At 52.6% G+C, this 22,938-nt stretch carries 17 protein-coding genes; 11 read left to right on the top strand and 6 right to left on the bottom strand.

Annotation, left to right across the window (positions count from 1 at the left end):
- Positions 1–82: 82 nt before the first annotated feature.
- On the top strand, positions 83–1,432 hold the full coding sequence (locus FHS30_RS03485; RefSeq protein ID WP_183908344.1) for a sodium-dependent transporter: 1,350 nt from the start codon (positions 83–85) through the stop codon (positions 1,430–1,432).
- Positions 1,433–1,659: 227 nt separating this feature from the next.
- On the opposite strand, the gene FHS30_RS03480 is transcribed toward FHS30_RS03485, so the two are convergent.
- Positions 1,660–3,795, bottom strand: a complete 2,136-nt coding sequence (locus tag FHS30_RS03480; RefSeq protein WP_183908342.1) for a S9 family peptidase — start codon at positions 3,793–3,795, stop codon at positions 1,660–1,662.
- A 357-nt stretch (positions 3,796–4,152) separates the two neighbouring features.
- On the opposite strand from FHS30_RS03480, the gene FHS30_RS03475 reads away from it, so the two are divergent.
- The 5 genes from FHS30_RS03475 to FHS30_RS03455 all read left to right on the top strand — a co-directional run bounded on the left by FHS30_RS03475 (position 4,153) and on the right by FHS30_RS03455 (position 11,087).
- The gene (locus FHS30_RS03475) at positions 4,153–5,130 is read left to right on the top strand and encodes an ABC transporter ATP-binding protein (protein WP_183908340.1); all 978 of its coding nucleotides are present in this window, start codon (positions 4,153–4,155) and stop codon (positions 5,128–5,130) included.
- Positions 5,120–8,002 (top strand): Gldg family protein, encoded by a 2,883-nt coding sequence (locus FHS30_RS03470; RefSeq protein WP_183908338.1) that lies wholly within the window; start codon positions 5,120–5,122, stop codon positions 8,000–8,002. Before FHS30_RS03475 ends, FHS30_RS03470 begins: the two co-directional genes overlap by 11 nt.
- A 10-nt stretch (positions 8,003–8,012) precedes the next feature.
- Positions 8,013–8,933, top strand: coding sequence for a DUF4340 domain-containing protein (locus FHS30_RS03465; RefSeq protein ID WP_183908336.1), 921 nt, complete (start codon positions 8,013–8,015; stop codon positions 8,931–8,933).
- Positions 8,934–9,145: 212 nt separating this feature from the next.
- Positions 9,146–9,616 (top strand): Hsp20 family protein, encoded by a 471-nt coding sequence (locus FHS30_RS03460; RefSeq protein WP_183908334.1) that lies wholly within the window; start codon positions 9,146–9,148, stop codon positions 9,614–9,616.
- A 112-nt stretch (positions 9,617–9,728) separates the two neighbouring features.
- Positions 9,729–11,087, top strand: a complete 1,359-nt coding sequence (locus FHS30_RS03455) for a Do family serine endopeptidase (protein WP_183908332.1) — start codon at positions 9,729–9,731, stop codon at positions 11,085–11,087.
- A gap of 123 nt (positions 11,088–11,210) precedes the next feature.
- Here FHS30_RS03455 and FHS30_RS03450 read toward each other — a convergent pair whose 3' ends face one another.
- The 4 genes from FHS30_RS03450 to FHS30_RS03435 all read right to left on the bottom strand — a co-directional run bounded on the left by FHS30_RS03450 (position 11,211) and on the right by FHS30_RS03435 (position 15,368).
- Positions 11,211–11,933, bottom strand: a complete 723-nt coding sequence (locus FHS30_RS03450) for an alpha/beta fold hydrolase (RefSeq protein ID WP_343048907.1) — start codon at positions 11,931–11,933, stop codon at positions 11,211–11,213.
- Between the two features lie 49 nt (positions 11,934–11,982).
- Complete coding sequence (locus FHS30_RS03445; protein WP_183908327.1) at positions 11,983–12,459, bottom strand: hypothetical protein; 477 nt, start codon at positions 12,457–12,459, stop codon at positions 11,983–11,985.
- A 260-nt stretch (positions 12,460–12,719) separates the two neighbouring features.
- Positions 12,720–12,956 carry a TIGR02647 family protein gene (locus FHS30_RS03440; RefSeq protein ID WP_183908325.1) on the bottom strand — a complete coding sequence of 79 codons (237 nt, stop codon included), beginning with the start codon at positions 12,954–12,956 and terminating at the stop codon, positions 12,720–12,722.
- Positions 12,957–13,079: 123 nt separating this feature from the next.
- Positions 13,080–15,368: an immune inhibitor A domain-containing protein gene (locus FHS30_RS03435; RefSeq protein ID WP_221197126.1), complete on the bottom strand. Its 2,289-nt coding sequence runs from the start codon at positions 15,366–15,368 to the stop codon at positions 13,080–13,082.
- 479 nt (positions 15,369–15,847) lie between these two features.
- On the opposite strand from FHS30_RS03435, the gene FHS30_RS03430 reads away from it, so the two are divergent.
- A complete protein-coding gene (locus tag FHS30_RS03430) occupies positions 15,848–16,282 on the top strand; it encodes a nuclear transport factor 2 family protein (protein ID WP_183908323.1) in 435 nt (144 codons plus the stop codon).
- A gap of 16 nt (positions 16,283–16,298) precedes the next feature.
- Here the strand turns inward: FHS30_RS03430 and yfbR are convergent, their stop codons facing one another.
- Positions 16,299–16,976 (bottom strand): 5'-deoxynucleotidase, encoded by a 678-nt coding sequence (gene yfbR, locus FHS30_RS03425; protein ID WP_183908321.1) that lies wholly within the window; start codon positions 16,974–16,976, stop codon positions 16,299–16,301.
- A 122-nt stretch (positions 16,977–17,098) separates the two neighbouring features.
- On the opposite strand from yfbR, the gene FHS30_RS03420 reads away from it, so the two are divergent.
- From FHS30_RS03420 to FHS30_RS03405, 4 genes are all read left to right on the top strand, one after another.
- Positions 17,099–18,304: an ABC transporter substrate-binding protein gene (locus FHS30_RS03420; protein WP_183908319.1), complete on the top strand. Its 1,206-nt coding sequence runs from the start codon at positions 17,099–17,101 to the stop codon at positions 18,302–18,304.
- Positions 18,294–21,611: a response regulator gene (locus FHS30_RS03415; RefSeq protein WP_183908317.1), complete on the top strand. Its 3,318-nt coding sequence runs from the start codon at positions 18,294–18,296 to the stop codon at positions 21,609–21,611. The genes FHS30_RS03420 and FHS30_RS03415 overlap by 11 nt, the downstream gene beginning before the upstream one ends.
- Before the next feature lie 170 nt (positions 21,612–21,781).
- Positions 21,782–22,249 carry an L-alanine exporter AlaE gene (gene alaE / locus FHS30_RS03410; RefSeq protein ID WP_246341117.1) on the top strand — a complete coding sequence of 156 codons (468 nt, stop codon included), beginning with the start codon at positions 21,782–21,784 and terminating at the stop codon, positions 22,247–22,249.
- Positions 22,246–22,929, top strand: coding sequence for an aspartate/glutamate racemase family protein (locus tag FHS30_RS03405; protein WP_183908313.1), 684 nt, complete (start codon positions 22,246–22,248; stop codon positions 22,927–22,929). Before alaE ends, FHS30_RS03405 begins: the two co-directional genes overlap by 4 nt.
- The last annotated feature ends 9 nt before the right edge of the window (positions 22,930–22,938 follow it).

The following is a 22,938-nucleotide window of genomic DNA, read 5'->3' as shown; positions in this document are numbered from 1 at the left end:
ACCTTGCTGTAACAAGGTGCTCGCTGTAGCGGAGCCTAAACGCTCTGCATTTCACAATAATAAATGAAAGATGGACAGGTTCATGAGTGCACCCAGAGGTCAGTTTTCAAGCCGATTCGGATTCATTATGGCTGCGGCAGGTTCCGCCGTGGGCCTGGGCAATATCTGGGGTTTCCCCACCCAAACCGCAAGCAATGGCGGCGCCGCCTTTGTGCTGGTGTACTTAGTTTTGGCCTTTGTGCTGGCCTATCCGGCACTAATGGCGGAACTGGTGATTGGTCGCCACGCGCGCGCCAATATTGTCACAGCCCTAGGTGGCCTGAGCGACAAACCCCTGCTGAGCAGATTAGGCCGCTTTACTGGCTTATACGGTGTGTTGACCGCCAGTTTGATCCTCAGCTTTTACACCATTGTGGCCGGCTGGATGATTTGCTACTTGGCGGCTTCTGTCACCGACATGACCGGTATGGACGATGCCACCCACTGGCTCACCAGCATGTCCGTGGAGCGCAATTTAATTGCCAGCTTTTTGTTTGCGGGCCTCACGCTCTTCATCATTTCCAGCGGCGTGCAAGACGGTATCGAGAAATGGTCTAGCCGCTTGATGCCGATGCTGGTTGGCCTGTTAGTACTGCTGATTGTCTACGTATTAACCCAACCCGGCGCCATGGAGGGACTGCGCGTCTATCTGATGCCCGACATGAGTCGCGTGCTCGAACCCAAACTCATTATCAGCGCCATGGGGCAAGCGTTCTTCTCGCTGTCTTTAGGCGTGGGCACCATGCTGGTGTACGGCTCCTATCTTTCGAAAGAGGAAAGCCTGCCCCGCATGGGAGCCATCGTTACCGTGGTGGACGTGGGTATCGCCTTTATTGCGGGCCTGCTGATTTTGCCGGCCATGTTTGTGGCCAAGGAAGCGGGCATTAACATCACCGATGCCGCCGGCAATTTGATTGGTGATTCCGACATTATTTTCCAAGTGCTACCGCCACTGTTTGACTCAATGGGCGGTGCCGGAGATTTTGTGGCACTCGCGTTTTTTGCCTTGATGACTATCGCCGCGCTAACCTCCTCCATCAGCATGCTGGAAGTGCCCGTATCGCTAGCCGTCGAGCGTTTCCAGATTCGCAGACCGCTGGCAGCACTTGCCATTGGCGGCAGCATCTTCGCAATTTCAACCCTAATCATCTTTAACTTCGGCAGCCTGTTTGGTTTTGTTATCGATCTAACCACCAAATATTCCCAGCCGCTGTTAGGTGTGGCCATTTGTCTTTATTGCGGTTGGATTTTTAAACGCAATCAACTGCTGGAAGAATTGAAACAAGGCCATGACAACTTGGAACAAGGCGTGTTTTGGAAAATCTGGCCGTTCTACGTAAAGGTCATTTGCCCGCTGTTAATCTTATTTACCTTCTGGCAATCACTCGCCTAAATCATTTAGAAAACCGTGTAGACCCCCCAAAAAAACGCCGTCAACATGACGGCGTTTTTTTGGGTCGCTGCACGCAAGAGTGCGCACCTGCTGTTGCGCAGCGTGACTTAGACAATGCACAGCCACTAGGCTAAGAAAATACGCAACCGCGCTAGCATCAATGCCAGCGCGACTTACTCCTGCTCTGCTATACGACGCTCTGCTATAAGACGCTCTGCGCCAACGCGCTACGGCGCGACACCCAACTGCTGCAGCATAAACGCAAAATACTCTGCCGATTCTTTATAGCGCTGGAACCGGCCCGATTTACCGCCGTGCCCCGCTTCCATATTGACCCGGAATACCAGTGGATTGTCATCCGTTTTCAAACGACGTAAACGCGCCACATACTTAGCGGGTTCCCAATACTGCACCTGTGAATCCCACAGCCCCGTGCCCACAAACATCGCGGGGTACTGCTTCGCTTCTAGTTGATCGTAAGGCGAGTATTGCAACATGTAATCATAAAAGGCTGTCTGTTCGGGATTGCCCCACTCATCATACTCATTGGTGGTCAGCGGAATACTTGGGTCTAGCATGGTGGTGACCACATCCACAAAGGGCACCAACGACAACATCACCCGATAATCGGCCGGCGCCATATTCGCCACACCGCCCATCAATAGTCCACCGGCACTGCCACCCATGGCAGCAACCCGATCGGGCGCGGCGAAACCTTGAGCCACAAGTTCACGCGTGACATCAATAAAGTCAGTGAAGCTGTTCATCTTATTAAACAACTTGCCGTCGTCATACCAGCTGCGCCCCATCTCTTGACCGCCGCGAATATGGGCAATCGCAAACACCACGCCGCGATCCATTAAGCTCGGGCGCGTAATGCCGAAGCGTGGGTCAGAGCTGGAACCATAGCTGCCGTAGGCATACTGCAACAAAGGCGCGCTGCCATCTTTTTTAAAGCCCTTGCGATATGCAATCGACACCGGAATTTTAGTGCCATCGCGCGCATCAACCCACAAGCGCTCGGTGACATAATTTTCGGCAGAAAAATCCCCCAGTACCGGTTCTTCCTTCAACAACCGCCGCTCACCCGTGTCGATATTGACCTCGTAAATGCGCTCGGGCGTGGTTAACGACGTATAGCTGTAACGCAACCACTTTGAACTCGCCTCTGGATTGACATCGACGCCCATGGTGTAGGCGGGCTCGTCGGAGCTCACCCACTCATTGGCTTGCTGTGGGCGCATAATGCGAATGCGTCGCAGACCTTCAGAGCGCTCACCCACGGCAATAAAATCATCGAAAAGTGTCACCGACATAATCAGGACAGTGTCGGAATGGGGAATCATTTCCGTCCAGCGTTCGGGTTGATTCCACTGGCCTTCATTCATCACCATCACGCGGGAATTGGGCGCCTGCCAATCGGTCTTGATCACCCAGCGACCGTTTAAGTGGTCTGCTTCATACAAGTGATCCCGCTGACGCGCGGCGATCACATGGAATTCGCCTGGGTCGGACGCCAGTGTACACCGCTGCTCGCTGCTCACGGTGCTCTGGACGCCAATGCAAATATACTTCTCTGAGCGCGTGCGCCCGATGCCCATATAGAAGCTATCGTCTGGCTCGTGATACACCAGTGTGTCATCGCCGGTGGGCGTGCCCATCTTGTGCACTTTCACCCGCTTGGAGAGCAGAGTGATCGGGTCGTTTTCCACATACCAGAGACTGCGATTGTCGTCGCCCCACAACATATTGGCCGCCGCGCCAGTCACCACATCCGGCAGCAGCTCGCCCGTGGCGATTCGTTTCGCCCGCAGTGTGTATTGGCGGCGACCATTGGTGTCCTCCGCCCAGGCTAACCACTGGTTGTCGGGGCTGACCTCCCAATTGCCCACCTTAAAGTAATCGCGGCCGGCCGCCATGGCATTTTGATCGAGCAGAATTTCCTCGGGAGCTTCCATGCTGCCCTTGCGGCGGGCAACAATGGGGTAATCTTTACCGGTCTCGTAGCGGCTGTAATACCAGTAGCCATGCTTGAGGTAGGGGACGCTCGCATCATCCTGTTTTATGCGACCGACAAACTCCTCATACAACTGATCTCGCAATGGCGCGCTACTGGCAAGCAGCTGGTCGGCATAGGCATTTTCCGCATGTAAGTAGGCCAACATTTGCGGATCTGCACGGCTGTCGTCGCGCAGCCAATAATATTCATCCATGCGCTCGGCACCGTGCGGCGCCGTCACCGTTTTCGGCTGCTGCTGGGCGACGGGGGCCGTGGGCTGCTGACTGCACGACTGGAAACACAGTGCCGTCAGCGCCAAACCACACAGGGGCAAACCCCTGCGAATCAATTGCCATTGCTTCATTATTTTTCTCCTTATGAATAGGCCTACCCAGCGCTTATCGCCAGTTCTGAGAAGGGTTCGAGCATTCTGCTGCCGGCGCCCCAATAGGTCAAAAAAAACGAGGGGCGTTTGGCACTTTTCTGAGAAAAAACGCAATAAACGCCCTTGAAATCCGGTTTTGGCGTCCCTAATTTCTGTTCATCTTTCGCAAAACTCCATAGTGAGGCGCTTTTGCCTGCAACCACGGGAACTCGGTTATGGCCTTTTACGCGAGATACAGCCTCCCCCGCCCTGCACTTGCGGCTGCCCGCAGTGCGTCTCACACCTATTTGTTTTTGAAACGATTCCACCACCTTTTCCCATACCACGGAGGACGCTATGCTGGAAGTGAGCCAGTTAAGCCGGCGCTACGGTGAATATCTCGCCGTCGATTCGGTCAGTTTTTCAATATCAAAGGGTGAAATTGTTGGTTTGCTTGGCCACAACGGCGCAGGCAAAACCACCATCATGAAAATGTTGAGTGGGTTTTTAGAGCCCGACCACGGCAAGGTCATGGTGGACGGTCTCGACCTTGCTCAACACACCAAAAAAATTCAACACAGCCTAGGCTATCTGCCTGAGAATCTACCGGTCTACCCGGAGATGACCGTGGCCGATTATCTGGATTACGCCGCCGATCTCAAGGGCTTAGCGGGCAATCACAAGCGCGAGGAAATTAAGCGCGTGATTGGCGCCACCGACATCGGCGCCAAGCTCAACGCCACTATTGCCACCCTGTCGCGCGGCTTCAAACAACGGGTCGGCGTAGCGCAGGCGATTCTAGGCCGCCCCAAGGTACTGATCTTGGACGAGCCCAGCAACGGCTTGGACCCAGAGCAAACATTGCAGATGCGCGCACTGATTCGGGAAATTGCGCGCGATGCCACAGTCATTTTGTCGACCCATATCATGCAAGAGGTTGAGGCCCTGTGCTCCCGGGTTCTGCTCGTGCGCTCGGGCCAGTTAGCCGTAGACGCCAAGCTGTCGGAGCTGTGCCAAAGCAACCGCATCCTGTTGGACACCAGCCTACCGAGCGCCGATAAAGAATTATTAGCGCAACTGACGGATGTCCTCAGTGTGGAACTGTTGCCCTCGAGCACGCCAAGCGCAGGCGACCCAAGCCCCTGTTTTCGATACGCCATTGCAATTGCGCCCGAGGCCAATCAACGCGCACTGTGCGCGCGCATCGCCAAAAAACTCGTCAACGCCAATCATCAACTTTGGCAATTGACCCCCGAACAACGGGATTTGGAAACCCTGTTCAAAGCGGCCAACACTCGACAGCAGTCAGTACAGGAGGTGAACCGTGCAGCCTAATACGCTAGTAAAAACCCGCCACCCTGCCCTGCGCGTGGCGGCAAAAGAAATCACTCTCTTTTTTGCATCGCCCGTCGCCTATTTATTTTTAGGCAGTTTTGCAGCCATCACCCTGTTCGCCTTCTTCTGGGGCGAGGCGTTTTTTGCTCGCAACATTGCCGATGTACGACCGCTGTTTGAATGGATGCCACTGTTGCTGATTTTTCTTTGCGCCACGCTCACCATGCGACTGTGGAGTGACGAGCGACGCAGCGGCACACTAGAACATGTGCTCACTCAATCTGTACCCCTGTGGCATTTTGTGATGGGTAAATTTTTAGGGTGTCTATTTTTATTGTGCCTTGCACTGCTGATCACCCTGCCGTTGCCAGTGACCGTGGCGCTGCTGGGCGACCTCGACTGGGGACCCGTCTGGGCCGGCTACCTCGCCACTGTGTTGTTGGGTGCCGCCTACCTCAGTATGGGGTTGTTTGTATCGGCACGCAGTGACAATGCCATTGTCAGCTTGATAAGTGCATCAGCCCTTTGCGGCGCTTTCTACCTACTCGGGCACCCAGTGGTCACCAATTTGTTCGGCCATCAAACGGCGGAGTGGCTGGGGCTACTCGGCACCGGCACCCGTTTTGAAGCAATAACCCGTGGCGTTATCGACCTGCGCGACCTCTATTACTACCTCAGTATGGTGGCGGTGTTTTTAACGCTCAATACCCTCGTGCTCGAACGCGAGCGCTGGGTGACTCAACGACATCGCCCACAACATCGCCAATGGCGACTCGTCACGGGTCTCGTCATCGCCAACGCATTGGGCGCAAATCTGTGGCTTGGTCAATTGACCGCGCTGCGCTTGGACGTCACTCAAGGCCAGATCTACTCGCTGTCTGACGCCACGCACAACTATTTAGATCAGCTACAGGAACCACTGCTGATTCGTGGTTATTTCAGTGGCAAAACGCACCCACTGCTGGCACCGCTGGTACCACAAATGCGCGATTTAATTCGCGAATATGAAATTGCCGGCGGCGGCCAAGTGAGAGTCGAGTTCATCGACCCCCTCAGCCACCCCGAGCTGGAGCAAGAGGCCAACCAAAAGTACGCCATTGTGCCAGTGCCATTTCAAGTGGCGGATCGGTATCAGTCATCCATCGTCAGCAGTTACTTTAACGTGCTCATCGCCTACGGTGACGAACATCACGTCCTTGGGTTCCGTGACCTCATCGAAGTACAAGCGCGCTCCGAATCCGATTTAGATGTGCAGCTGCGCAATCCTGAGCACGATCTCACCCGCGCCATTAAGAAAGTACTGCATAGCTACCAGGCTGGCGGCAATTTATTTGATACCGTTAAAAGTGAACTCACCTTTACCGGTTATCTGTCGCCTAACGAGCTGCTGCCTCAGCCACTGATTGACTTCCGCAAGACAATTACAGACGTATTGCAGGAATATCAATCGCAGGCGCAAGGCCGTTTTACGGTGCGAATGGATGATCCGGACGCAAAGGGTGGCGAATTAGCGCAGCGCATCGCCGAAGACTACGGCTTTCGACCCATGGCGACGGATTTGCTGAGCGGCGATAGATTCTATTTTTATTTGACACTCTCAAATGGCGAACAACTGGTCCAGCTACCCCTCGACGACCTGAGTGAAACCAGTTTCAAACGCAATCTGGATGCCGGTATTAAACGCTTCGCCTCAGGGTTTACCAAAACCGTGGCGCTAGTGGCGCCCGAATCTGGCTATTCGCCCTATGCATCCGGCGGCGCACGATTCGATCAACTGGAACAATTTTTAGGGACCGACCTCAACGTCCAGCGCGAGGACCTAAGCGATGGCAGCGTGAGCGGCGACGCGGATCTGCTAATGCTGGTTGCGCCGGAGAATCTGGATGAGAAATCCCTGTTCGCGGTGGATCAGTTTTTAATGCAGGGCGGCACTGTCATCGCCGCAACCTCGCCTTTTTCTGCATCGCTCAGCAGTCGGAGCTTGAGCTTGCGGGATGTGCACAGCGGCCTGCAAGATTGGCTTGCTCACCACGGATTGAACATCGAGAAAAAACTGGTGCTCGATCCACAAAACGCGGCCTTTCCCGTACCGGTCACTCGCAATTTAGGTGGCTTTCAAATACAAGACATGCGATTGCTGGACTACCCATATTTCCCAGATCTACGGCGAGCGGGCTTAAACCAGACGCACCCCATTACGGCATCGCTCGGCCAGTTGACGTTGGCCTGGTCATCGCCCATTTCAGTAAATGAAAATGACCCGCGCACCATTACCGAGCTGCTCCACAGCTCTGAAGGCGCCGGCCTATCCAGCGACCGCAATATAATGCCGACGCTCACAGAGCAAGGGCTGAGCCCAATGCAGGCGCAAGAGGATGTAGGGCGCCATGTCCTGGGCGTCATCAGTGAGGGACGATTTGAATCTTACTTTAAAGATAAGCCTTCGCCCCTGTTAGCGAAAAACGACGCAGATAATGCTGATCAAACTCGCGATAGCGATGCGAGCACACCGATCAATCGCGTGATCACTCATTCGCCAGAGGCCGCGCGCATTATCCTCTTTTCGTCCAACGACTTCTTACGCGATCAGGTCATCCGCCTTGCCGGCGGTGCGCAGCAAGGTGAATACCTTGCAGGCTTACAGGTGGCGAATAACGCCATAGATTGGTCGCTTGAGGATGCAGGATTGATGAGCATCAGATCGCGCGGTCACTTTAACCGCACGCTGCCACCGTTGGATCAACGCACTCAGGTGTTTTGGGAATACACCAACTATCTACTCGCGGCTATTGCGCTGGCAGCAATCGCACTGTTTGCCCGCCAACACAAACGCAAGAAGGCGCGTATCTATCGCGCGCTACTGGCACAGTAAGGAGGCACACATGAAAAAACTATCTCAATGGCTCGGCGGATTGTTGGCCGTGCAGTTACTGGCTGCCTCGGGCATGCTTTGGATGGATACATATCAACAGACGCCGTTGGCCGCTCCGCTATTGGCGACGTCGCCTGCGGCAGTAGATAAAATCGTGATTACCGAAGGTGACCAACACACCACGCTCGTGAAGTCATCGGAACAGTGGCGGCTGCCCGATCTAAAGAGTTTACCTGCCGATCAAAGCAAGGTGGGCAATTTGTTGGCGAAACTGAGCGAACAAAAAACAACCTATCCCATTGCAACGCAAAGCAACAGTCATGAGCGATTTGAACTGACCGAAGACAATGCCCAACGGCGCGTACAATTATTCGCGGGCCAGGCTTCGGTCGGGCACTACCTACTCGGCACTTCGCCCGGATTGCGCCAGCTGCACCTGAGGCGCGCTAATGAGGATGCCGTTTACACAGTGAATCTCAATCGCTTTGACTTTTTAGGCGATCAACAGCAGTGGCTGGATCGCAGCCTGCTCGCCGCCAAGTCGCCGGTGGAAATTGCAGGGGCGGACTTTACGCTTAAAAAAGAGGAGCAACACTGGGCCCTAGTTGACGCCGAGGATATCGAAGTTGACAGCGGCAAGGTGAGCGCGCTGGCCACAGCGCTGTCAAATTTGCGCGTGCAGTCAGTCGCAGAGGGGGTAATCTTCGAACCCGAAACGAGCGCAAAACTGCAGGTCGTCAATACCGGGCAACCAGAACCGCTGCACTACCAACTAATGCAACATGACAATAAATACTATATAAAGCGTAGCGACTTCGACACTGCCTTTGAGGTGAGTGAATTCGACTTTAAGCGCTTGCATGCACCCGAACTCTCCACCTTGGTAGCCAACCACAACAAGGAGGACGCCAACACAGGGGATCAATCATAGAACACATCCAGCGCGAGTTTACGCCCCGCAAAACGGGGCGTTTTTATAAAAAAATCCAATATATGAAACGCGGCTTCTGCCAATATTTTATAATTGGGCGCCTTGAAAAACAGCATTGAAGCACCATCTTTACCTATGCCAACGCTGTGCTCAATGAGACTTCATTGGCAACTTTTGTTTTCCACATGTATCGCTTATTGTGAGGATATATTATGAATGCAATCGACTTAACCCCCCTCTACCGCAACAGCATCGGCTTCGATCGGTTGGCGCAATTATTAGATAGCGCCATGAGCGCCGACACTGTGACTTCGGGCTACCCTCCCTACAATATTGAGGAGCTAGAGGAAAATCGCTACGGTATTACTTTAGCGGTTGCTGGCTTTGAAGAGAACGAACTCGATATTACCGTAGAGAAGGGCGTACTGACTGTGCGCGGTAAAAAGCAGAAAGAAGAGGATCGCAAGTTCCTCCATCAGGGCATAGCCAATCGCGCCTTCGAGCGAAAATTTAATTTGGCAGATTATGTCCAGGTAATTGGCGCAGACTTGAGCAACGGCTTGTTGACTATCAGTTTGGTCAAAGAAATCCCTGAGGCTATGAAACCCCGTACCATTGCCATCAACCAACGCAGCAATGTGTTGGAGCACAAAACTGATAAACAACGCGATCAAGCAGCCTAACGCCAGCGGCCGGGTGCCGCAAGGCCCCGGCCCTTTTACTGTGCTGCACCACAACCAGCCCGCACCAATATGCTAACGTGAGCGCAATGGTCTAGCGCTAAAAGGGAAGCTCATGAAAAAATTTGCTCGCTTCATCCTACTGCTGAGCAGTTTTACATTACATGCGAGCGCAGTATACAGTGCGCTGCCCGCGGTAGATGCCGACGGTAAGCCCTTCCCCTCGCTGGCCCCGATGCTAAAGCAAGTCAATCCCGCAGTGGTCAATATCGCCACCTACTCCACCCAACAATACAACCACAACCCACTCCTGAACGACCCCTTTTTTCGCCATTTTTTCAATGTGCCACGCCATTATCAACAACCCAAAAAACGGCAACAAAGTGCGGGATCTGGCGTGATAGTGGATGCTCAAGATGGCATTATCATTACCAACTACCACGTCATCAAAGATGCAGATCAAGTTCAGGTATCGCTCATTGACGGGCGCACCTTTGCCGCAATAATTCGCGGCACCGACCCTGAACTGGACATCGCGGTGTTACAAATTCAAGCAGACCAACTCACCGCCGTCAGCACCCTAGGGCGTTTCACAGTCGAGGTGGGCGACTATGTGGTGGCCATAGGCAATCCCTTTGGACTCGGTCAAACTGTCACCACCGGCATCGTCAGTGCGCTCGGGCGCAGTGGCCTTGGCATAGAGGGTTTCGAGAATTTTATTCAAACGGATGCATCTATTAATCCCGGCAACTCCGGTGGTGCGCTGGTTAATTTAGCCGGCGAACTGGTCGGTATAAATACGGCCATTATCGCGCCGGCAGGCGGCAATGTCGGCATCGGATTTGCCATTCCCACGGCCATGGCATTGGCGAGCATGCGCCAGATTCTCAAGTACGGCGAAGTGCGCCGAGGGGATTTGGGCTTAGGGCTACAAGATATCAGCCCCGACTTGCGCAACGCCTTTCAACTGCCACTTGGGCAACACGGAGCACTAGTGTCTGAGGTTCACCCAAACTCTACCGCTCACGCCGCGGGACTGCGGGTGGGTGATATTGTTGTGGCTATCGATGGAGACGCAACCCATTCGAGTGCGCAATTGCGCAGTTTATTGGCAGTAAAGGCCATCGGTGACACAGTCACGCTTACCATTCTGCGCGAGGGAAGGGAACACGCACTGAACGTTGATATTCAACCGCCGCAAATCGCCAGTGCGGACGCCTCCGACATCCACCCACTGCTATCAGGGTTACAACTGGAAAACGCCGCGGACAACCAAGGCATTTGGGTTACCGCAATGGCCCGAAACGCTCCCGCCGCCTTCAGCGGTCTGCGCCCAGGAGACGTGATAGTGGCAATTGATAAACGACGGGTGAAAAACCTGCACGACTTGGCCACCATTGCCCGCCAAGGTGGCCGAACACTGCTGCTCCAAATTTTGCGCAATGGTCGCAGTTACTATGTGCAGTTGCGCTAGCGAATATTTACTGGCACTCAGCACAGTGGCAAGTGCGAAGCACTGCGCTGGCACGCATCGATTGGGGCGATGGTTAAAGTGCTGATTGCTAAAGTGCTGATGACAAAAGTGATTACTACGGGTTTACTGCGGCGCCAGCCACGATTTAATCGCCCGCGCTAATTTTTCCGGCTGTTCCAGGGGCAGCATGTGTCCACTACCGGGAATGACGCACTGGCGCACCCATTGATTGCGTTTTACCAATGCCGCCACCCAAGATTCAGACACCAATTTATCCTGTTCGCCGTAGCAGTAGGTGATTGGGATCTCAAGCGAAGCCAACGCTGCTTGTAGGTCAAGCCGTTCACTGGTGACGCGCAGCTGCTGAATTAAATTGTCCACCCCCAGACGTTGATCCATCGCTTTCATACAATCGGCAATTGCCGAGCTGGATAAATTCTCGGGAGCCACCATCTGTGCAATTTTATTGTCATGCAATCCGCGATAGCCAAACCGATCGATAGCGTGAATGAGCTGTTGTCGCTGCAATATTTCTTGGGTGGGCAGTGCACAGGCACTGTTGGCGCAGACAAATAGTCGCTCGATTCGGTCTGGGGCGGCCAGCGCCAAGGCGGCGGCTAAATAACCGCCCAAGGAAAATCCAAATACCGCAACCGGATTTGCGGGCAATTGCGCCACCAAGCCATCAACCACATCGGCCACACTGGCACCCACAGGGATCGCCAAATGCCTGCAGTTAAGGTCCGGGAATTGCGGCCACAACCATTGCCACAACTGTTCGTCGCATTGTGTGCCTGGGATAAAGTAAATTGTCGGCGCGTCTACCAAACGTGTTCCTGCAACCACTGCCAAAATGCGGATACTGACACAGGCGCGACAGAATTGAAAAGCTTGCTTACACTTCGCGGCGCATGTGTTGGGCTATGTCATCCATGTGCTTGCTCATCTCGCGCATAGCCAAATGCAATTCGTGCTCTGCGCGTCGGCCCGCAGTTTTTACACCGCGCACCAATTCCGCACCCGGACCTTCCACAAAACTGCCCAAATCCATTTTTGCAAGATGTGCCTGTAGCACGAGGTGATCCCATTGAGTGTGTGAATTACGCAGTGCGCGCTGCGCCAAAGTCCTCGCCTTTTGGCGCCCTGAAATTAACGCTGCCTTTGAATCCATGGCGGCCAAGTGTGCCTGCAAGCGAGCCACTTCGCTCGCCCGAGATAAACGCTCAGCGACCTCGTGCATCTGCTCATCCAAATCTCCGAGCTTGGCGCCAGCGTGATTTAACTCCGATTTAACTTCGGATACTAATCGCTTTATACGATCGCGCTGCGGACTTTCATGGGGCGGTTGTTCTGAGGGCGATTGTTCTGACATACATCCTCCTGAAAAGGTGGTGCTCAATGCGCCCTTTACTAAAGCACAGGGGCCACGTCAGGAGAAGGGTGTCGCTAAATCAATGTCACATAAAAAAGCCCGCTGTCAGCGGGCTTAGCTATAAAAAACACCTAACATGGGCACCTACTAGCGCGCCGCAACTGGGTCTTTGTGTAGTGCGCGCCTACCTATAAATCCAGCAGGCCACCACAAGATGCACATCAATACCGCGCAGGTCCACAATGCTAAGCGTTTACGCGTCAATCCGCTTGTAGAATGCGCTGAGCCGCTTGCACATGTTCTGCGGCTTCACGCCCCAAGGCGGTGAGGTATCCGCCATCCACATGATCGACCAACCCCTTTTGAAACAATCGTTGTGCCGCGGCAATTGCTGTCGGTGAGGCCTTGCTGTGAACCTTGAGGCCAGCCAAGGTACTACTGAGATCAAATTGCAACAGCAGGTTAACTTCGTCTTGCAGCTCTGCGGAAAACGCCATAAACAACCTCTGTATACGAATAGTGAAAGCTCGACATTAGCAGCACCCCGCCGCGCTTTCCATAAAAAATTACCGCCAAAAAAAACGCCCGCAGAAGCGGGCGTTTTTCAAAGCGGGGCTAGCTTATTTGTAAATCAATATCTTGCCCACTGACTTGTCAGCACTCTGGCCAACAACACGCAGTTTCAAACCATAAGGTACCACCTTACGACCCGCGTCTGGCATATCGGCACTCATGTAGCTGTTGCCGTCGTCAAACAGAGGGTTGCGCTTGGTGAAGTTGTCTTTCAGCGTAAAGCCTGCGTAGCTGAAGTCCAGGAACAACTTCGGCGTTTTCTCAAGGCTAAAGGCCGCATCGTGGATTTGGTAACGGGTGCTGGCCGCTTCGCCATCGTTCCACGTTACGGTGTGTTGATCGGCATCCACAACACCTAGGAAACCGTCACCTGGGTGAACACCGGTCCAGTTGTCTGTGAAGCCGTTATCCACATACCACACCAACATACCTTCGTTGAAAGGCATTGGCTGGCCGCCACGCATAACATGCGCCAAACCTTGGTCAACGCCTTGATGGGTGCGCCACTCTACAAGGTAGTAGTGCTCGTTATAGGACTTGCCGTTGTTAACGCTAAAACCGTCCAGCGCAAACTGATTGTTGCTGTCGGCGTTGTCAGCCAATACGTTGTTGCCATCGGCGGTGATAACAATGTCGTCAGCGTAAAAGCCGGGGTTTGCGACATAGCCGTCAGTCCAGTAGTAGAACATCACGTAAATTTGCTGGCCTGCAAAAGCACTCAGGTCAAACTCCGCGTCCACCCAGCCGTTCGAGTTGCCGGTGAAGCCACCACCAAAGTTTTGACCATAGGGGTTGGTATTTGAGCTGATATTGCCGCTAATCAAGTGCTGATCAAAGTTCTGATCGAACACCATGACATAGCCGTAATCCCAGTCTTGCTCAATGTCTAACCACGCCTTAAAGGTCAGCTTAGCCTCGCTCGCGCCGGTCAAATTTACGGGTGCGTACATGGCATTTTCTAAATTGTTGCCAGAGCCACTGTAGTAGGCAAACTCACCACTGGTGGGCTGAGCGATAACCACTTCTTTCAGGGGCAAATCAATGCGAATCGCATCGTTGTTGGTACCTTTGCTGGCCGCTTGATCTAACAGCGCTTCGTAACCACCGGCGGGAATGTCATCGCTGTGCACTGTGGCACCGTGCAACCAGTTGCCGCCTAAGCTGTTTTGCAGGAACTCTTTACTCCACGCGCTGAAGCCAGTTGGCTCAGTGCCAGGAATGGTGCCCGCCCAGCTACCGCTAGACATGATGGACCAGTAGGACACGGGCTCACCGGCGCCGGTGTACTGAGTGTCATACTCATCAGGCAGGCCCAGATCGTGGCCGTATTCATGGGTTGCTACACCGGCTGCGGCATCCGCAGGCTGAATGGTGTAGTCATAGGCGGACATCATGCCACCCCAGTAAGGCGCATTGGAGGGCGTTCCGGTTGGGAACACACCACCCAAGTTCCAGCGGTGAGACCAAATGGCATCTTCGCCTAACTGGCCGCCACCGGCTTCTTCACCAACAGAGGCGTGGAACACCATAATGTGATCCACAAGGCCGTCTGGCTCCCAAAAGTTGCCGTCGCCGTCCAGATCGTAGCGATCTTCCTGGTCAAAATCGGCCAAGTTAATGCTTGGGTCCGCAGAGGCCGCCATCAAGGCTTCTTTGATCAACGCACGCGCGTTGCCATTGGCGTTGTTGCCGTAGTAGGCCGCGTTTTGTGAGGCGGTGTACCAGCCAGCTACGCTACCTTCGACACTGTAGCTGCCACCTGACTGCTGCTCATAGTGGCTGCGCATGGTGATCAAGGATTCACCGTTGGGGCCAGCGTAGGTTTCGCCAAACAGCAGGTCCGCATAGTGAGATGCGGCGTAGTCGGCGTAGTACATGGCCGTGTCAGCGGGCTGATTGTCGTTGTGTTTAAAGTCTTGGAAGTCCATCAAAATGGCGAGCACTTTGGCAGTGCGCTTTTCGCCATCATAGGCTTCTGGAGTCATGTTGGCAGGTGCATTTTTCTTGGCCTGACCCAACTTGTTACCCTTGCCATTCATCATGGACTGCTTGAGTTTCGCAGACTTGTTTTTGGCAAAGGGCGAGGCTTCCCACTTATGCTTGGCGCGCTCAGCTTCCTGGCGCTCGCGCAAATAGGATTTAACGGCGGCTTCCGCTTCCGCCATAGAGGCAGTGGCAGGAATTTTGCCGGATGCGCGCAGCATATCCAACAGACGGTCTTCGTTGGCAATGGCCAAATCGAAGGGGCCTGAAGCATGAGTGGGGGTTGGCGCGGCCACTGAGGCTGTCGAAAGTAACAGCGCACCCAGTGACAGGGCGTGAAGGGGTTTCAGCATGATTGAACTCCAAGATTTTCAACGCTTATCATTATTGTCTAGCTCCATGTCGGGGTAGCGCATCAATATATGGATATAGATACGCCCCCCTGCTGGCGACAGAGTCGATTGCACCGCTTAGCCGCCAGTAGCCGTTTTAGGCAGGCTGTATTAAAACCCCGCACTAAGGTACCACTCAAGAGGACAGCGCCTGCTTATTCAGGCAATAGGATGGGAGATGAAAGGATGATTTATGCGACAGGCGGGCGCAAATTAATACTTAATCATTAATTGATGTTCGTGTTCCACATTAACTAAGACTCGTTAAGCTATTGATTTATATACATAAATACGAAAATCAGTCAAACAAGCGTTTGAAGCCAAACCTAATGCCTATAACGGCAGCCGTCGAACGCCCCACTGCATCGTGGTAGCGTATCGACGGAGCCACTACCTCTACCTCTACCTCAAATTTCATCAATCTTATAAAGCCTACTGCCATGAAAATACTGACTAGCTGTTTACTCCTATGCATGCTCGCCCTACCTGCCCATGCAGACGATCGCGCAGACCTCACCCAAATGCTCCATACATTTTTGCAGGGCGCCAGCGACGACATCGAACAACACCAACGCTTCTGGGCGGATGATCTGGTGTATACCAGCTCCAGCGGCCAGCGCTTTGGCAAGGCCAAGATACTGGCGGGCATGCAAGATACCCCAGCGACAGAACAGCAGACCAAAAGCCGCTATTGGGCTGAAGATATAGAAATTAAGCTGTATGGCACCACGGCCATCATCGCCTTTCGATTAATGGGAGAAATGACCGAGGGCGAACAGGTCCGCGTTCAGCAATATTTCAACACGGGCACCTTTCTAAAACGCGAAGGCCGCTGGCAGGCCGTGGCCTGGCAGGCCACAAAAATTCCGGAGTAACAGTGATCGAGTGGGCCTAGGCTCGCTCAGCCATCAAGGCTTGCTCCACATCGGACATTTTGGCGCCCTTGCCATCGTGGTTGAGCAACTCATCGAGCGTGAGCTGATAGCTGGGCGCAAATACCTGCAGAAAGTAGTCCACTTCAGGTAGGCCATAGGCGCCCAGACGCTCGCCGATATCCACTGCCGCTTTGCTAAATTCTTTGTTGCCCGTGGCAAGCTCTGCCTGACATTTTAAATAGGCCGACAAGGTATCTGCTGCCTTGATGAGCTGGCGGTGCTCGGCGGGCAATTGCGACTCCATCATCACCGCTGAAAAATCCGCCCGCAGCGGTTCCGGCAACAGGGCCACCAACTCTTGCTCCGCCTCGTGCTCAATAGCTTTATAGGCCGCCTGAATCGCCTTGGAGTGATACTTGATGGGCGACGGCATATCGCCAGTGATCACCTCACTGCAGTCGTGGTACATGGCCGCCGTCGCGATCGAATGGGCATCCACCTGCCCCCCGTATATGCGGTTGCGAATGACCGCCAAGGCGTGGGCGATGGTGGCCACCTCCCAGCTGTGCTCCATGACATTTTCCGCGATGGCATTGCGCTTAAGCCCCCAGCGGATAATCCAGCGAATTTTGCTGATGTAAGCGAAAAAATGGCTCTTACCAAACACTGTATATTCCTCCAGTAAAATGGACATTGTAGGCTGCTTCGCGACGCAGGAGAAGAGCCCATTTAACTTGCCTTACAATCAACCTTTGCTAGATTTAAATGGCGCTTTGCGCTTTCACTGTGGTGATCAATTCAGTAATTGGATCAAATGTGTCAAAACAACCTTCTCGACCGGACCAGAGGATCTCGCCCCGCAACCATAAATCAACACTAAAGCGACTTACCCAAGCGCTGCTGGTGGGCTTTTCGCTGACCACGCTCACCGCATTAGTGACGGCAACCTCGGTGGCCGCCAGCCAATCTGCCACCCCCTCTGGACGCACGCCGATCACCGCTGCCTACATACCCCTCGCCGACCACTACGCCGCCATCATTGCCTACGAACGTTATAGCCCCCAGATGCAACGGGCAACATTCCAAATCCGACAAATGAAAAATTGGAACTTGCTGCGCGCGCATTTTAGAGAAGGGCAATCAGACCTTGCGTTTGTTATGGCCCCCTTGGCAATGGCAATGTTTCAAGAGGACAGTAATTTCCGCTGGGTTGGATTGATGCACCGCGATGGCAATGCGCTCGCCATTAATGACGTAATGGCGAGCTGGATTGATCTGCCTACACAGCGCGAGGCGCGTAAACCAAAGGCCCAATTAGCACACTCAATTCAGCGATATCGCCAATCTACTGGGCGCGCGATTCCCGTCGCTGTGCCGCACCTTCAATCAACCCACGCCGTCGCGCTCTATCAATATCTTAAAAGTCAGGGGCTAACCTTAGCCATCACACCCAATGTCAACGCGCCAGTGCAAGTAAGGCCACTAGCACCGCCAAAATCTCCTCTTTTTCTACGTGAGAAAAGTCAACGCCAACAGCCAGCGGCCTTTGAGCAATCTTTGCCCTTTGCCGACGTTGTGGAGACCGAAGGTTTTGGCAAAATTGCCTGGTACTCAAAAGATGTACTCCCTTGGCCTAAGGGCCATGTGGAGTGCATAGCAGTGGCGTCAGATCAGGCTTTAAATGAAAAGCTTGCTGCGATACGTGAAGTCATGCATTACATTCAACGCGCAGCTCAAGATATTGAATCGGCCCGCCAACAAGGGGGCGCGGCAATGGAATCTATCATCACCGATATTCGCAAACACATCCCAGCACATTCGCCCGCAGCCATCACCGCAAGTTTAAATCCCAATTTGGCCGTTATTAATTACAACCACTTAGACATCGATAAACCGGGTCTAAAATACATTATGGATTTAGCGGTGGAGGCGGGAATTCTGACCCATGAAATAGATATAGATGCCTTTGCAATCCAACTTGGAACGGTTCCTTCCGAAGGGGAGGTAGGCGATGGAGACTAAACATATTCTAGCAACGAAGCAAAAAAAGCGCAGCTTACGACTGAAAATACTATCGGTACTTATACTATTAAGTTTGCTGCCGCTTGCATTTGTGGGCACTGTTGGCTTTCATTTTACCAGCGAAAAGCTCACTCTAGAGGCCTATGAGGCCTTGTTGCGAGAAACAAATAAGATCACGCGCTTCATCAACAATTGGTTTGACTATCGATACATGGATTTACAGCGGCAGGCGCGCATTCGGGAAAACGCCAACCTGTTAATAACACTGTCAGAAAGCCATATAGCCAGCGGTCAGTCAGTGCAACAGTTTACTCGTAGCTATGCCTGGGAAGAAATTTCGGCAATGCACAATGAGCACATTGAAAACCTAATCTTCAGCTACGACTATATCAATGATGTATATCTCATAGACTCAAGCAGCAACATCTTGTACGCCCACGGTCGCGCAAAGGATCTCGGCAGCAATTTAAAGACGGGAGTGCTCAAAGAAAGTCGGTTTGCCAAAACCGTAACGGCGACGCTAAACACGGGTGCAACTCGCTTTTCAGATTTAGAAAGGTATACGCCAAAAAATGGACAACTTCTAGGGTTTTTAGTCGCACCCTTAACTGACGACACAGGCGCACGCATTGGCGCTATTGCGCTGCAGATCCACCTCGATCGCCTCATCCAAACCTTACAGATTGATGAAAACTCACACACCAAACACCTCCTCGTCGGGCGAGACGGCTTGTTGCGCAGCCCGCTCTCTGGAGAGCTAGATTCTATCCTCAATCACACCGTAGACTCCCAACCCTTCACATTATGGCAAGCGAACGCGTTGAGCAGCGCCGCGTATGAATACACTGATGTCAACGGAAATACCGTCATAGGGGCTGGGCAGATTATTAAAACAATGGGCGTCGAATGGCTGCTTATCAGTGAGATTGATCGAACAGATGCACTAAAAGTCGTCAGCTGGCTCGGCGGATTTATTTGGATAATCTCTCTCGTCACTGCCCTGCTAGTGATAGCATCCGCGGCGTGGCTATCACAGCGGATTACTCGCCCCCTCGCAGAACTGGCAAACACTGCCCATAAAGCAGCGCAAGGAAACTCAACCGCCCGAGTTAACGTGCGCTCTAATGATGAAATCGGGCAACTCGCCACCACCTTTAATATCATGATGGACGCTCGACAACTGCACGAGGAAAAGCTAGTCCGCGCCAAACAGCACGCGGAAGCCGGAGCCAAGGCCAAGAGTGAATTCCTCGCCACCATGAGCCACGAAATTAGAACGCCCATGAATGGCGTCATTGGCATGCTGAAACTTTTATCACGAAGAAATTTAGACAACGAACAACGGCGCATGGTGCGTTTAGCTGAAAGCAGTGCCGACAGCCTGCTGTGCATTATTAATGACATACTGGATTTCTCTAAAGCCGAAGCTGGAAAAATAGACCTGGAATCAATTGACTTCGATTTACTGGCAATCATTGGCGATGTAGCCAGCCAGCTTTCCATAAAAGCAGAAGAGAAAAATTTAGAGCTCATCGTGAACCTGACCAACGTACAGCATGCAACATTGGTTGGAGATCCTGGAAGAATTTCTCAGATACTGAACAACCTAGTCAGCAATGCCATTAAGTTCACTGCCAGTGGCGACATAGTCATCTCAGCGCAAACCGAACGGCAGGGTGATTCCGTTAGGGTCGAACTGGCAGTTAAAGATTCAGGTATTGGGATAGCACCGGAACACGCAAAAAATCTATTCCAATCCTTTAGTCAAGTTGACAGTTCCACCACCCGAAAATATGGCGGCACAGGGCTCGGACTTGCCATTGTTAAAAAACTTGCAGAGGCCATGGGCGGCAGCGTTCGCGTTGAAAGTGAAGCAGGTCAAGGTAGCGTGTTTACTTGTGAATTAAACCTCGCCATCAGTGAGCACCAAGCGCGCATTGTGCCAGAAGCGACACTCCATAACCTGCGTGTACTTATTGTTGATGATAACGCCACCAATCGACTGGTATTGTGCGATCAATTGAAATCCTGGGGAATTTATACAGAAGAGGCTGCCAGTGGTGCAGCGGCGCTGGCATTACTTTCGTCAAAAATAGAAGCCGGCGAAGATCAACCCATTTTTAACATTGCCTTCATCGACATGAACATGCCCGAAATGGATGGTGCAGAGTTAGGCGAAAAATTGAAAGCAAATGAAGACTTTAAAAGTATTCGCTTAGTCATGATGACATCCCAAGGCTACCAAGGCGAACAAGCCAATTTCAAAGAAATCGGGTTTAGTGGTTATTTTCCCAAGCCGGTCAATACCCATGACTTGTTGGATACACTTTCTATTTTGGCTGAAACAGATTCACAAAGTCATGAACATGACATACTTACACAAAGTTACCTGCAAAGTTTCAAGGAGCGCTCGACGCTCCCTGCTAACAAACAAGGGATAATTTGGCCAAAATACACGCGGCTGCTCCTCGCTGAAGACAATGTCGTAAATCAGGCCGTCGCCGTTGGCATTCTCAAAGATTTAGGTTTGAACGCCACGGTCGTCGACAACGGCGAAGACGTTATCACGACATTGCAATCTGCTTCAGAACCGTTCACCGCAATTCTAATGGATTGCCAGATGCCAATTCTTGATGGTTATGAGGCGACACGGCGCATTCGCGCAGGCGCTGCTGGCACCATGAATAGCGGCATTGCCATTATCGGCTTGACAGCTAACGCCATGAAAGGCGATCGCGACAAATGCCTGACGGCGGGCATGAACGACTACCTAACCAAACCCATTGACCACAACCGCCTTCTAGCTTGCTTAAAGCTGTGGCTACAAGGTGAAAACAACTCCAAACGCGCCCCTGACGGTGAAAAAATCGATAGCCAACACGACCAGTCAAGTACTGCGGATGATCACTCAATAAACATGCATATGCCCCTTTGGGATACGGAGAAATTCTGGAAACTTTGTCGCCAAAAGCCCGACCTCGCCACTCGTTTGGTCACGCTCTTTGCAGAAGATGCCGAGCGACAACAGTTGGCAATGCACAACAACTTCAAGCAAAAGAAGCTCACCGAATTGAAAGAGCAAATTCACGCGATCAAAGGCATGGCAGGCAACGTCGCGGCTATGCGTCTCCATCAATTCTCATTTGAGTTGGAGTTATTACTTGAGCGAAGATCTACCAACGGTGACGAACAAATCATGTCCTTACGAGATCAGGACCTTAATACCTTGAGTGATTTAATCGATAAAACTGTGGAAGCCATGAGTGCATTCCAATGGCCTGCAGCGCAGGAGTCATCCAATCCATAACAGTCGGCACTGCCCGAGCGCCTGCGCCCTAGTAGATTAGGCGCTGTGGAGCGGGCTGTTTTAAATAACCCGCCCCACTTTATCGCGCAACAAATGTGCTCAAAAACTAGACAGATGGGCCACAAACAAGAATAATGCCGCCCCTTTTCGATGTCGCCCGGATTTGCCCCATGACCACCCGCACACACCGCCCTTGGCTGGCCACTGCCGTCGATGTCTGGGCCATGAATAGCTTTTCTTACCTAGTGGCACTGCCCATCGAAATCATCATTGCGGGTATGAGCTGGCGGGAACACTTGCAGGTGCGACTGGTAGCGCTGCTGCTCAACTCACTGGTGGCGCGCCCCTTTGGCCTTTGGCGCAGCTGGGTATTCCAGCGTTTTAACGCCCAAGAAACCGATGGATTCTGGAAACTCTACCTGCTGGATACGGGCGTTTTTCTGTCTTTCCAAATGCCCTTGTACGTCGGAAATATGATCTTGGGCGGTGCAGGAGCCGCCGAGATATTGAAGGCGGCAATTACGGTATCCCTGATTGCGGGATTACTGGGTCGCCCCTATGGATTTTATTTAGATTGGCTGCGGACCCGCGTAGGGTTAGCCGCTGCCACCGCGCCGGTTAAAGAGGTAATGGCATGATAAGCAACAATATCGACAGTGGTGAATTGGCAGTGGGCGTCATCGCTGGCACCTTAACGGATACCAAGTTCGGTCTTAACTATTTAGAGGCCCAACAGACTCGTGCGCTCGGCATTTCAATTTCACAAACACCGCAGGCACAGACCAATTTACAAGCACTGGATCGAGATGCGTTGACACAATTGGTGCTCAACGCCATGGATACCTTAGTGGCCGCAGGCATGAACGCCATCATGATCTATTGCAACTCGCTCAGTGGTGCCATCAATCTTGAGCGTGTGCATGCGCACAGCCAAGTAAAAGTCGTTACACCCATCGAGGTGTACCAACAACTCACTAAACAGTACCGAAACTTCGGCCTGCTCGCGGCGAATTGTCAAAGCACGGCCAATATCGAAAAAAACATTTTGGCATTCAACCCCACCGCAAAAGTCATCGGCATTGGCAACCTTCAAATTGTCGAGGACATCGAGGCCAATTTGCCGCCCGAGATGATCGTCAATTTACACGCGCTCAAGGAATTAACTAGCGCGTTGACCAAGAGTGGCGTGCAAATTTTAATTCTTGGCTGCACCCACTTTGACTATATCTTTGAAGCACTGGATAAAATTAGCAAAGACATTCGATTATTTCTGCCCTCGGAAGCCATGTTGAACATCCTGCGGCGGGAAGTTGTTTAAGCGGGGCAG

The organism is Simiduia aestuariiviva (assembly GCF_014192475.1).
Taxonomy (GTDB): domain Bacteria; phylum Pseudomonadota; class Gammaproteobacteria; order Pseudomonadales; family Cellvibrionaceae; genus Simiduia; species Simiduia aestuariiviva.
Note: the sequence above shows the minus strand (reverse complement) of the source record. Positions and strands in the feature narration are given on the sequence as shown.